The organism is Pseudomonas sp. P7779, assembly GCF_013386315.1.
In the GTDB taxonomy this organism is placed as follows: Bacteria; Pseudomonadota; Gammaproteobacteria; order Pseudomonadales; family Pseudomonadaceae; genus Aquipseudomonas.
The window spans coordinates 15,591-27,065 of sequence record NZ_JACARZ010000026.1 but is presented as its reverse complement, the minus strand read 5'-3'; the positions used below and the strand labels follow the sequence as shown (position 1 = coordinate 27,065).

Sequence of the window (11,475 nt, the reverse complement as noted above, 5' to 3'; positions counted from 1 at the left end):
GGAAACAGCGAGTAACGCGCGTGAGTCTTCGTTTATACAGGCGCACTTTCTTAAGGATCAGTGCTTATAAGGCCTGGATTGCGCCCTTTAGCGCCGGGTAGGCGGCAGCGGGACGCCTATAGTCGTGAGGAGGACTCTGGAAGTCAATTGGATGTGTTACCGCATTGTTACGGCGGTGGTGTTACCGCTGTTACTGATGCGATTCAGCAGGCGCCAGGCGTTCCAGGCCGACAAACGGGCAGGCATCCAGCAGGTCGCCGAGCAGGCGGCCATCGGCCAGTTGCAGGCTCGCCGGGGCCAGTTCTGCCAGCGGGTAAAGCACGAATGCACGCAGGTGCATTTGATAGTGCGGCACCTTCAGGCGCGGCTCATCGATCAGCCGGTCGCCAAACACCAGGATATCCAGGTCCAGGGTGCGCGGGCCCCAACGCTCAAGACGCTCGCGGCCCTGGTCATTCTCGATGGCTTGCAGCGCATCGAGCAGTTCCAGTGGTGCCAGGGCGCTGTCCAGGGCCGCGACCGCATTGGTATAGCGCGGCTGGCCCGGGAGCAGGGAATCACTTTGATAGAAGGCGGAGACGCCCGCCAGCGTGGTGTCCGGCAATTGCGCGAGGGCCTCGATGGCGTCGCGCAATTGTTGTTCAGGGGCAGCCAGGTTGCTGCCCATGCCGACGTAGATACGTTCCACGTGCTTACTCGCCCGACGCGCTCGATGAATCGCCAGCGCTGCGTTTGCGCTTGCTGCCACTGCTGCGACGACGTTTTTTCGGGCCATCGCCGGTGGCTTCGCCTTTGCTGCTGAGCTCTTTGATCATCTCGCGGCGCTGGCTGTCGTTGGCGTCCTGGTAGTCGGTCCACCATTCGCCCAGGCCGTCGGTCTGCTCGCCGGCGCTTTCGCGCAGCAGCAGGAAGTCATAGCCGGCACGGAAGCGCGGGTTGTCCAGCAGCAGGTCGGCGCGTTTGCCGCTGCGGCGTGGCAGGCGCTCCTGCATGTCCCAGATCTCGCGGATCGGCATGGTGAAGCGTTTCGGGATAGCGATGCGCTGGCATTGCTCGGCGATCAGCTCGTGAGCGGCTTCCTGCATGGCCGGAATTGCCGGCATGCCACGGTCTTGCAAGCGCATGACGCGTTTTGGAAGCGCTGGCCACAACAGGGCGGCAAACAGGAACGCCGGGGTTACCGGTTTGTTCTGCTTGATGCGCAGGTCGGTGTTGATCAAGGCTTCGCTGATCAGCGTGTGGGTGTAGGTCGGGTTGTACTCCAGTGCTTCGGCGCTGGCCGGGAACAGTGGGTCGAACAACTGCAGGTCAACCAGCATTTCGAAGGTGTCGGCAGCATAGCCGGAGAGGAACAGCTTGAGCACCTCTTCGAACAGGCGTGCCGAGGGGATTTCCCGCAGCATCGGCGCCAGGTCGCGAATCGGCGCGGCCGTGTGCTTCTCGATGCCGAAGTTCAGCTTGGCGGCGAAACGCACGGCCCGCAGCATGCGCACCGGGTCTTCCTGGTAGCGTTGCGTCGGGTCGCCGATCAGGCGCAGCAAGTTGTTGCGGATGTCGTGTACGCCATTGGCGTAATCGAGGATGCGCTCGCTGACCGGGTCGTAATACAAGGCGTTGATGGTGAAGTCGCGGCGTTGCGCGTCTTCTTCCAGGGTGCCATAGACGTTGTCCCGCAGGATGCGCCCGCTTTCATTGCGGGAAGACTGGTTAGTGTCTTCTTCTTCATCGTTTTGCGGATGGTTGGCGCGGAAGGTCGCGACCTCGATGATCTCGCGACCAAAGTGGATGTGCACCAACTTGAAGCGCCGGCCGATGATCCGCGCATTGCGGAATTCGGCACGCACTTGTTCCGGCGTGGCGCTGGTGGCGACGTCGAAATCCTTGGGAGTGATATTGAGCAACATGTCGCGCACGCAACCGCCAACCAGGTAGGCCTGGTAGCCGGCGTTCTGCAAACGTTCGACGATGTTCACCGCATAACGGCTGAACTGGGCGCGTTGCAGCGAATGCTGGCTGCTATTGAGCACTTCAGGCGTGCTGCGTTTGTGTTGCGTACGACGCAAGGGAGAACGGAATGACTGGAACAACTTCTTCAGCATGGGATGCACTGTTTGAAGGAATGTTCGGCCATAACGAAGAATGACCGCATGATGGGCCGGGATTCTAGCATTTAGTCAGGGGATGGTGTAGGAACTAGCTGCAAGGCTTGAGCCAGAAGCTTAAAAGAAGGGTGGCAGGTGCCAAATCGCGGAAACTACAAGGGGAGCCGAAGCTCCCCCAGAAGTAGTTGCGTGCTCTATTTTTATTATTGGTTTCGGGCTTCTTGTTTTTGTTGATCGCCCTCGCCATGAAGCTTCACCTTCATGACACTCCCAATCGGGAGCCAAGAGCAAACGGATTGCTTTGGTCGCTGTGTTGCTGATCTACGATCCAACCAGTTCAGGCTCTGCCTTAGGGCAGTTTTTGTTGTTCTCGGCCTGGTTGCGGGGCAAGCCCCAAATGCAACGCCTCTCCAAAAGAATCAGTTAGCTGCGCCTCCGCCGTGTTGTTTTTGTTATGCGTGAGTCGATTCGTCTTATTTTTATTGTCTTGTACATTTGCTTGTTATTGTTTTTGTACTAAGCATATAGCAGGGTGCGTGCCAACTTTTGCGAGGCCCAGCAAAATAAGGGTTTGGGGCGTTTTCGGGTTTTTTGTAGGCGAAAAAAAGCCGGGGCTTCGTTACCGTAAGCCCCGGCTTTTGTTACGTGAAAAATCAGCGGTAACAGTTTTTTCACATCTGCGGGTGTTACCTGTGGGGGCGACCCACTCAGCTTTCGCTGGCAACCCCGGTCTTGCGCCGCGGGATACCCAAGCGCTGGCGCCGTTCCCACAGGCATTTACGGCTGACGCCCAGTTTGCGCGCCAGTTCGGTCTCGGTCATGTGGTCCTGGTGCTCCAGCACGAAATGCTGGAAGTAATCTTCCAGTGACAAATCTTCTGTCGGCTCGTGGCTGTTGTTACTGCCGCCACCTTGCTGCGGTGGCAAACCGATGAAGTCATCATCATCCAGGTCGCTGAGCTCGATATCGATCCCCAGCAGCTCGGCGGAAATTTCCGGGCTCTCCGACAGAATCACCGCACGCTCTACCGCGTTTTCCAGCTCCCGCACGTTACCCGGCCAGGAGTAGTGACGAATCGCCTGCTCGGCATCCGCAGCAAACTTCAGGTCGGTACGGTTGATGCGCGCACTCTGGCGCGCCAGGAAGGCCGTGGCGATTTCGTTGACGTCGGCGCCGCGCTCACGCAGGGCCGGCAGTTTGAGAGCTATCACGTGCAGGCGGTAATAAAGGTCTTCACGGAACTGGCCAATCTTGGCCAGGCTCTTCAGGTCACGGTGAGTGGCCGCAATCAGTCGTACGTCGACCTTTTGCGACTGTACCGAACCGACGCGACGTATTTCGCCTTCCTGGAGTACCCGCAGCAAGCGTGCCTGGGCTTCCAGCGGCAGTTCGCCAATCTCGTCGAGGAACAGCGTGCCGCCGTCGGCGGCCTCAACCAAACCCGCACGGCCAGCGCTGGCGCCGGTAAAGGCGCCTTTTTCATGGCCGAACAATTCGGATTCGATCAGGGATTCGGGGATCGCGGCGCAGTTTACCGAGATCATCGGTGCCTTGGCGCGCTTGGACAGGTTGTGCAGGGCACGGGCCACCAGTTCTTTACCGGTACCGGACTCGCCCTGGATCAGTACATTGGAGTCGGTTGGCGCCACTTTGCGGATCTTGCTGTACAGGTCCTGCATGGGTGGGCAGGAGCCGATGATGCCGATTTCGCCGTTACTGTTGTCAATACCGGGTTTTTCAGAACCATTGGCGGCCTTGCCCGCTGCCGGGCGTTCAGCCGGTGCGCTGCTGGCCGATTGACGGTCACGCAGGATGCGCGCTACGGCCTGGAGCATTTCGTCGTGGTCGAAGGGCTTGGCGATGTAGTCCACCGCGCCCATCTTCATGGAGTCCACGGCCGAGCGCAGGCTGGCGTAGCTGGTCATGATCAGCACCGGAGTGCCTTGGCCGAGCTTGATCAGCTCGGTGCCGGGGGCGCCTGGCAAACGCAGGTCACTGACGATCAGGTCGAACGTGGGAATGCTGAAACGCTCTTGGGCTTCCTGCACCGAGCCGGCTTCGCTGACCTGGTACTGATTACGTTCAAGCAGGCGACGCAAGGCAGAGCGGATAATGGTTTCGTCTTCGACGATCAAAATGTGCGGCATTGATTCAACTCTCTCGACGGTCTCAGTTCACAGCGGACGTCGCTTCGACATGACGCGGCAAGGTCACCCGAATACGGGTGCCGCGTTGGCTTTCGGTGTCAGCCGGGCTGTCGATGGTGATTTGTCCATAATGCTCTTCAACGATGGAATAGACCAGTGCAAGGCCCAGACCGGTACCTTCACCCGGATCCTTGGTGGTGAAGAAGGGTTCGAACAATCGATCCATGATGTTCTGTGGAATGCCGCTGCCTTCGTCCTCGACGATCAGATCGACCGTGTGCTCGAAAGCCTCGCTCTTGACCCGTACTGCGCTGCCGGCCGGCGATGCGTCGCGGGCGTTGGACAGCAGGTTGATCAGCACTTGGGCCAGGCGTTGTGAATCACCGTCGACCCAGTGTTCCGGGTCGCACAGGTTGAAGAACTGTACTTCGAAATTGCGCCGGTTCAATGCCAGCAGCCCAATGGCATCCTGGGCCACTTCGGCCAGGCACACCGCTTCGTCGTGATTCTGATGGGCGCCCGCGTGGGCAAAGCTCATCAGCGACTGCACGATGCGCGAGACACGCTTGGTCTGCTCGAGAATCTGCCCGCTGATTTCGATGATTTCGCCGTCTTCTTCGCGCTCTTCCCGCAGGTTTTGCGCGAGGCAGGCGATACCGGTGATCGGATTGCCGATTTCATGGGCCACACCCGCGGCCAGGCGCCCGATGCTGGCCAGGCGCTCGGAGTGCACCAGCTTGTCTTCGAGCATCTGGGTTTCGGTCAGGTCTTCCACCAGCAGCACCAGGCCGCTGTTGCCGGGCGCCAGTGGCTCGTCGATGGCGGCCTTGTGCAGGTTGAGCCAGCGGGTCTGGCCATCCAGCGCCAGGTGCTGTTTGTGCAAGTGTTCGTCGGGCAGGTTGATGAAGCCCTGGAGCAATTCTTTCCACGGGTCGCCAATGGTGTTCAGGCGCGAGCCCACCACACGTTGGGCGGCGATGCCGGTAAGCTCTTCCATGGCCTTGTTCCACATCAGGATCTCTTGATCCTTGGCCAGGGAGCAGACGCCCATCGGCAGTTCCTGCAACGTCTGGCGGTGATAGCGGCGCAGGGCGTCGAGTTCGGCGGCAAGGCCGGTGAGGCGGGAGTGGTAATCCTCCAGCCGGCTCTCGATGAAGTGGATGTCTTCGGTCACGTAGTTTTCGCCGCCGGCCTTGTAGGGCAGGAAGGTCTCGACCATGTCCTGGGACACGCTCGGGCCCATCAGGCCGGAAAGGTTGGCTTCGATACGGTCCCGCAGGCGGCGCAGGGCATAAGGCCGGCGCTCGTCGAACGGCAAGTAGAGATCGCGCAGGGCCTGCTCGACCTCCTTTTGTGCGGCCTTGGCGCCCAGCGGCTTGGCCAGTTGCGTGGCGAATTCCTGGGGTGAGGCGGCGTGCAGTTCGCGGCGTTGCGGGCGACGGACGTTGTCCACTGCGCAGGCTTCGGCGGCGCTGGTTTCTTCGGGGCTGGCGTTGGTGAACAGCGAGATCAGGGTGAACATCAGCACGTTGGCCGCCAGCGAGGCAATTGCCGCCATGTGCCAACTGGTGTCATCCAGCACGTAGATCATGTTCAGCAGCGGGATGTAGAAGCCCTGCAGGTTGCCCACCAGCGGCAGCAGCATGGTCACGGTCCATACCAGGATCCCGGCGAGCAAACCGGCGATAAAGCCTCGGCGGTTGGCGGTCGGCCAGTACAGCACCGACAGCACGCCCGGCAGGAACTGCAAGGTGGCAACGAAGGCAACGATGCCCAGGTTGGCCAGGTCCTGTTCTGCACCCAGCAACAGGTAGAAGCCATAGCCGGCCATGATGATCGCGACGATCAGGGCCCGGCGGGTCCATTTCAGCCAGCGGTAGATATTGCCTTCGGCCGGCGGCTGGTAGAGCGGCAGCACCAGGTGATTCAGCGCCATCCCCGACAGCGCCAGGGTACTGACGATGATCAGCCCGCTGGAGGCCGATAATCCGCCGACATAGGCCAGCAATGCGAGGGATTTGCTGTTGGCGGCAATACCCACGCCCAGCGTGAAGTATTCGGGATTGGTGGTGGCGCCAAGTTTCAGGCCGGCCCACAGGATCAGCGGCACCGCCAGGCTCATCAACAGCAGGAACAGCGGCAAGCCCCAGCTGGCGCTGACCAGCGAGCGCGGGTTGAGGTTTTCGGTGAAGGTCATGTGGTACATGTGCGGCATCACAATCGCCGAGGCGAAGAACACCAAAAGCAGCGTGCGCCATGGGCCTTCCTGCAACGGCGTGTGCAGTGCGGCCAGGGCGGTCTGGTTTTGCAGCAGCCACAGTTCCAGCTGTTGCGGGCCGTCGAATACGCCATACAACGCATACAGACCGACACCGCCGATGGCGATCAGCTTGATCACCGATTCAAACGCGATCGCAAACACCAGTCCTTCATGTTTCTCACGGGTGGCGATATGCCGTGAGCCGAAGAAAATCGTGAACAGAGTGATCAGCGCGCAGAAGCTCAATGCCACGCGGTGTTGCACCGGCTCGCGGGTGAGGATGCTGATGGAGTCGGCCACGGCCTGGATCTGCAATGCCAGCAACGGCAGCACGCCGATCAGCATGAAAATCGTGGTCAGCGCACCGGCCCAGGTACTGCGAAAACGGAACGCAAACAGGTCGGCCAGGGACGACAACTGATAGGTGCGGGTGATTTTCAGGATCGGATACAACAGCACCGGCGCCAGCAAGAACGCGCCGGACACCCCGAGATAACTCGAAAGAAAGCCGTATCCATACTGATAGGCCAGGCCCACGGTGCCATAAAACGCCCAGGCACTCGCGTACACGCCCAACGACAAGGTGTAGGTCAACGGATGGCGAATGATCGCCCGCGGAATCATCCCACGTTCACTGATCCAGGCTACCCCGAACAACGCGGCCAGGTAGGCGGCGCTGATCAGCAGCATCTCGGTCAGGCTAAAGCTCATCGGCATCTTTTTGGCTCTGCAGGATGAAAGTCACGACGATCAGAATCAGCCAAAGCAGATAGGGCCGGTACCAGGCGCCTGTGGCGTCGATCCACCAATCCATGATGGCGGGAGAAAACAGGTAGATCCCGACGACCAGCAGCAGGACCAATCGATAGATGTACATGTTGGCCTCTGATTGAAAAACTGCGGCGATGGTAACGGATGGCTCGCAAGCTGCAAGCGCCTTCAGCGCAATTGCGCTTCGGCCAGCGTGAGTGTGCGCGGGATCTGTGTGGCATCCCAGTGTTGAATGCCCCAATCCAGCAGTTCCCGTGGGCTGGCGTGGTGCAGTTCGTCGCCCGCCGGCTGGCCCAGGGCGCGCAGTGCTCTTAACAGCAAAGGCGTGGCCTGGTCAGTGGTCAAGGGCGGTGAGCGGTAGGATTTGCCCAGCTTGTTACCGTCCGGCTGGATGATCAACGGCACATGCAGGTAACGCGGTTGGCGCAGGCCCAGCAATTCTTGCAGATACAGTTGGCGTGGCGTGGAGTCGAGCAGGTCGGCGCCACGCACGATGTCGGTCACACCTTGCCAGGCATCATCGAGGACTACCGCCAGTTGGTAGGCATACAGGCCGTCGCGACGGCGGATGATGAAGTCGCCTACGTCGCGACCCAGATGCTGTCGGAATTCGCCTTGTACACGGTCGGTAAAGTGGTACTCCAACTCCGGCACCCGCAGACGAATGGCAGCATCTTGCTGGTCATGCCCGGCATTGCGGCACAGGCCGGGATAAATCCCGTTGTAGGGTTCCAGTTGTTTGCGCGAACAGGTGCAGGCGTAGGCCAGGCCGTGATTGAACAGGCGGTTGAGCACGTCAGCGTAGGCATCGTGCCGCTCGCTTTGTCGGACCAACTCCCCGTCCCATTCAAAACCATAGCGTTCCAGGGCATTCAGGATGGCGGCCTGGGCGCCGGGCTCTTCCCGTGGCGGATCGAGGTCTTCCATGCGCATCAGCCAGCGGCCTTGGTTGGCACGGGCGTCGAGGTAGGAGGCGAGGGCGGCGACCAGGGAACCGAAGTGCAGGTGTCCGCTGGGCGTGGGGGCGAAACGCCCGATATAGGAGGAGGCTGTCATGGGCCGGATATTACTGGAAAACCAGCAAACGCCAGAAACAAAAATGGGGCGTTCGCACGCCCCATTTGTTCAGCCCGGCAATGATTACTTGCCGACCTGTTTTTCCTTGATTTCAGCCAAGGTCTTGCAGTCCACGCACAGGTCGGCGGTAGGACGCGCTTCCAGGCGGCGAATACCGATCTCGACGCCGCAGGACTCGCACCAGCCGTACTCTTCGTCTTCGATGAGTTGCAGGGTCTTGTCGATCTTCTTGATCAGCTTGCGCTCGCGATCACGGGCGCGCAGTTCAAGGGCGAACTCTTCTTCCTGGCTGGCACGGTCTGCCGGGTCCGGGAAGTTGGCCGCTTCGTCCTTCATATGGTCAACGGTACGGTCAACCTCTTGCATCAAGTCCTGTTTCCACTGCTTCAGGATCTTGGAGAAGTGTTCGCGCATGGGCTTGCCCATGTATTCCTCACCCTTCGCCTCGACGTAGGGTTGGAAGCCGCTGATGCTCTGTTGCTTTGCTTGGGTGGGCATGAATGGACCGCCTCTCACTCTTCTAATCCATTGCGCAGGATTGCAACATCACCGACACCTGCCGGCCCTGCGGCTGCAAGCGGGCGAACTTACCAGATAGATTCGGGGTGCGCCACTCCCGGTTGTCGAGGCACCGTCTCCTGAGGCTTGCAAACCGCCGCAGGCCCCAGCAGGGCGGGCTTGTACGGTCTCGAATGTTGATTTTAGCTGTTTTGCAGGTAGTTGCTTGCCGTGCTTGCTACATGTCTTGGGGCAATAGAGCAGGTTTTGCGCGGCGGGTTGGGTAGAATCGGGGTTTGTCCTCAGAGTTAAGGAAGGCTAATGGCTCAGCCCTACAGTGCGCGCAGCCGCGCTATCGAACCTTTCCATGTCATGGCGTTGCTGGCGCGGGCCAATGAATTGCAGGCCGCCGGTCACGACGTGATTCACCTGGAAATCGGCGAGCCGGACTTCACCACCGCCGAGCCCATCATCAAGGCCGGGCAGGCGGCGCTGGCCAATGGCAAGACCCGCTATACCGCGGCCCGCGGGCTGCCGGAGTTGCGGCAAGCCATCAGCGGTTTCTACCAGCAGCGCTACGGGTTGAGCATCGATCCCGAGCGAATTCTGATTACTCCCGGCGGCTCGGGAGCCTTGTTGCTGGCGAGCAGCCTGCTGGTGGATCCTGGCAAGCACTGGCTGCTGGCAGACCCAGGCTACCCCTGCAACCGCCACTTCCTGCGGCTGGTGGAGGGCGCGGCCCAACTGGTCCCGGTCGGCCCCGAGGTGCGTTATCAACTGACCGCCGACCTGGTGGCGCGCCATTGGGATCAGGACAGCGTGGGCGCGTTGGTCGCGTCGCCTGCCAACCCTACCGGCACCATCCTGACGCGGGACGAGTTGGCGGGGTTGTCGAGCGCCATCAAGGCGCGCAATGGGCATTTGGTGGTGGATGAGATCTACCACGGCCTGACCTACGGCACCGATGCCGCCAGCGTGCTGGAAGTTGACGATGAAGCCTTCGTTCTAAATAGTTTTTCGAAGTATTTCGGAATGACCGGCTGGCGCCTGGGCTGGCTGGTGGCGCCGCCTGCTGCGGTGGGTGAGCTGGAGAAACTGGCGCAGAATCTCTACATCAGCGCGCCGAGCATGGCCCAGCATGCGGCCCTGGCCTGCTTCACCCCGCAAACATTGAACATTCTTGAAGATCGCCGGGCCGAGTTTGGCCGGCGTCGCGACTTCCTGCTGCCAGCATTGCGCGAGTTGGGTTTCGGTATTGCCGTGGAGCCGGAAGGCGCGTTCTACCTGTATGCCGATATCAGCGCATTCGGCGGCGATGCCTTCGCGTTCTGCCGGCACTTCCTCGAAACCGAGCACGTTGCGTTCACGCCGGGCCTGGATTTCGGCCGTTATCAAGCCGGTCACCATGTGCGTTTTGCCTACACGCAAAACCTTGATCGCCTACAGCAAGCCGTTGAACGGATTGCCCGCGGACTGCGGAGTTGGCAAGGCTGATGCGCTTTAATCCTCCCCTTGAAGAAGGCCGGCTGATCCGCCGCTACAAGCGTTTTCTCGCCGATATCGAAACCGTTACCGGCGAGTTGTTGACCATTCACTGCCCGAACACCGGCTCGATGTTCAACTGCATGGTGGAAGGTGGCCAGGTCTGGTTCAGCCGCTCCAATGACCCCAAGCGCAAGCTGCCAGGCACCTGGGAAATCAGCGAAACCCCACAAGGGCGCCTGGCGTGTGTGAACACGGCGCGGGCCAATCAGTTGATTGAAGAAGCGCTGCGCGCGGGGGTTATCACCGAGCTCAATGGCTTTACTGCCTTGAAACGCGAAGTCGCCTACGGCCAGGAAAACAGCCGGATCGATTTCCGCCTGGACTACCTGGCGGGCGCGGCGTATGTCGAAGTCAAAAGCGTCACCCTCGGGTTTGACGGGACCTCGACGGCGGCGTTTCCCGATGCCGTGACCCAGCGCGGTGCCAAGCATCTGCGTGAGCTGGCGCATCTGGCGCGTGAAGGTGTACGGGCAGTGCAGTTGTACTGCGTCAACCTCTCGGGGATCGATGCGGTGCGTCCTGCCGAAGAAATTGATGCCGGTTATGCGGCAGCGTTGCGTGAGGCCAAGGCGGCGGGCGTCGAGGTGCTGGCCTATGGCGTGCGAGTGACGTCAGAGGAAATCTGCGTCGATCGCCGGCTGGAAGTATTGCTCGGCGACTAGAGTTGTACCCACAGGCCTTGTTCGTCCTCGCGGCCGGGCAGGGCTGTCAGGCTCTGGCCGGCGCAAGGGCCGGCGACGCACTCACCGCTTTCGATCAGGAACAGCGCGCCATGGGTGGCGCACTGGATCAGGCTGGCGCTGGGGTCGAGAAACTGGTGCGGCTGCCATTCCAGCGGCACCCCGCGATGTGGGCAGCGGTTGATATAGAAGTAGGCAATGCCTTCGCGGCGCACGGCAAACAGCTTGCGGCCGTCGATATCGAAACCGAGGCTGGCGTTGGGTGCGAGTTCGCTGGAGGCGCAGAGAAACTTCATATCGATCCTTAAGTGCCGCCGTTTGCGGGCTGCAAGGCTATCCTGATTTTTGCCGCAGAGCCCGGTGCTTGACGTGCAAATGCAAACAATTATCAAATG

General features: G+C 60.5%; 10 protein-coding genes. 2 read left to right on the top strand and 8 right to left on the bottom strand.

The annotated features are described in order from the left end of the window. Nucleotides 1-190: 190 nt before the first annotated feature. The 7 genes from folK to dksA all read right to left on the bottom strand — a co-directional run bounded on the left by folK (nt 191) and on the right by dksA (nt 8,855). The gene (gene folK, locus HX869_RS09455; RefSeq protein ID WP_177037053.1) at nt 191-688 is read right to left on the bottom strand and encodes a 2-amino-4-hydroxy-6-hydroxymethyldihydropteridine diphosphokinase; all 498 of its coding nucleotides are present in this window, start codon (nt 686-688) and stop codon (nt 191-193) included. 4 nt (nt 689-692) lie between these two features. Next, complete coding sequence (locus HX869_RS09450) at nt 693-2,099, bottom strand: polynucleotide adenylyltransferase PcnB (protein WP_003212161.1); 1,407 nt, start codon at nt 2,097-2,099, stop codon at nt 693-695. Nucleotides 2,100-2,809: 710 nt separating this feature from the next. Beyond that, nucleotides 2,810-4,249, bottom strand: coding sequence for a sigma-54 dependent transcriptional regulator (locus HX869_RS09445; protein ID WP_003212159.1), 1,440 nt, complete (start codon nt 4,247-4,249; stop codon nt 2,810-2,812). 22 nt (nt 4,250-4,271) lie between these two features. Further along, a complete protein-coding gene (locus HX869_RS09440; RefSeq protein ID WP_023659379.1) occupies nt 4,272-7,226 on the bottom strand; it encodes a sensor histidine kinase in 2,955 nt (984 codons plus the stop codon). Further along, nucleotides 7,210-7,386: a hypothetical protein gene (locus HX869_RS09435; protein WP_003176118.1), complete on the bottom strand. Its 177-nt coding sequence runs from the start codon at nt 7,384-7,386 to the stop codon at nt 7,210-7,212. The genes HX869_RS09440 and HX869_RS09435 overlap by 17 nt, the downstream gene beginning before the upstream one ends. 62 nt (nt 7,387-7,448) lie before the next feature. Next, nucleotides 7,449-8,336: a tRNA glutamyl-Q(34) synthetase GluQRS gene (gluQRS, locus tag HX869_RS09430; RefSeq protein WP_177037051.1), complete on the bottom strand. Its 888-nt coding sequence runs from the start codon at nt 8,334-8,336 to the stop codon at nt 7,449-7,451. Nucleotides 8,337-8,420: 84 nt separating this feature from the next. Beyond that, nucleotides 8,421-8,855: an RNA polymerase-binding protein DksA gene (gene dksA / locus HX869_RS09425; RefSeq protein ID WP_003212154.1), complete on the bottom strand. Its 435-nt coding sequence runs from the start codon at nt 8,853-8,855 to the stop codon at nt 8,421-8,423. A 321-nt stretch (nt 8,856-9,176) separates the two neighbouring features. Between dksA and HX869_RS09420 the strand changes: the two genes are divergently transcribed. Both HX869_RS09420 and sfsA read left to right on the top strand, forming a co-directional pair. Then, on the top strand, nt 9,177-10,349 hold the full coding sequence (locus HX869_RS09420; protein ID WP_008436881.1) for a pyridoxal phosphate-dependent aminotransferase: 1,173 nt from the start codon (nt 9,177-9,179) through the stop codon (nt 10,347-10,349). Further along, nucleotides 10,349-11,062, top strand: coding sequence for a DNA/RNA nuclease SfsA (gene sfsA / locus HX869_RS09415; protein WP_178903011.1), 714 nt, complete (start codon nt 10,349-10,351; stop codon nt 11,060-11,062). The genes HX869_RS09420 and sfsA overlap by 1 nt, the downstream gene beginning before the upstream one ends. On the opposite strand, the gene HX869_RS09410 is transcribed toward sfsA, so the two are convergent. Beyond that, entirely contained in the window at nt 11,059-11,376 is a 318-nt protein-coding gene (locus tag HX869_RS09410) for a Rieske (2Fe-2S) protein (protein WP_003212149.1), read from the bottom strand. The two genes, sfsA and HX869_RS09410, sit on opposite strands and share 4 nt — an antisense overlap. Nucleotides 11,377-11,475: the final 99 nt, after the last annotated feature.

What these genes read in the sequence shown, in the direction of transcription:
- HX869_RS09450 (WP_003212161.1), bottom strand. Translation starts at nt 2,099, where the DNA reads ATGCTGAAGAAGTTGTTCCAGTCATTCCGTTCTCCCTTGCGTCGTACG.
- HX869_RS09445 (WP_003212159.1), bottom strand. Translation starts at nt 4,249, where the DNA reads ATGCCGCACATTTTGATCGTCGAAGACGAAACCATTATCCGCTCTGCC.
- HX869_RS09440 (WP_023659379.1), bottom strand. Translation starts at nt 7,226, where the DNA reads ATGCCGATGAGCTTTAGCCTGACCGAGATGCTGCTGATCAGCGCCGCC.
- HX869_RS09435 (WP_003176118.1), bottom strand. Translation starts at nt 7,386, where the DNA reads ATGTACATCTATCGATTGGTCCTGCTGCTGGTCGTCGGGATCTACCTG.
- gluQRS (WP_177037051.1), bottom strand. Translation starts at nt 8,336, where the DNA reads ATGACAGCCTCCTCCTATATCGGGCGTTTCGCCCCCACGCCCAGCGGA.
- dksA (WP_003212154.1), bottom strand. Translation starts at nt 8,855, where the DNA reads ATGCCCACCCAAGCAAAGCAACAGAGCATCAGCGGCTTCCAACCCTAC.
- HX869_RS09420 (WP_008436881.1), top strand. Translation starts at nt 9,177, where the DNA reads ATGGCTCAGCCCTACAGTGCGCGCAGCCGCGCTATCGAACCTTTCCAT.
- sfsA (WP_178903011.1), top strand. Translation starts at nt 10,349, where the DNA reads ATGCGCTTTAATCCTCCCCTTGAAGAAGGCCGGCTGATCCGCCGCTAC.
- HX869_RS09410 (WP_003212149.1), bottom strand. Translation starts at nt 11,376, where the DNA reads ATGAAGTTTCTCTGCGCCTCCAGCGAACTCGCACCCAACGCCAGCCTC.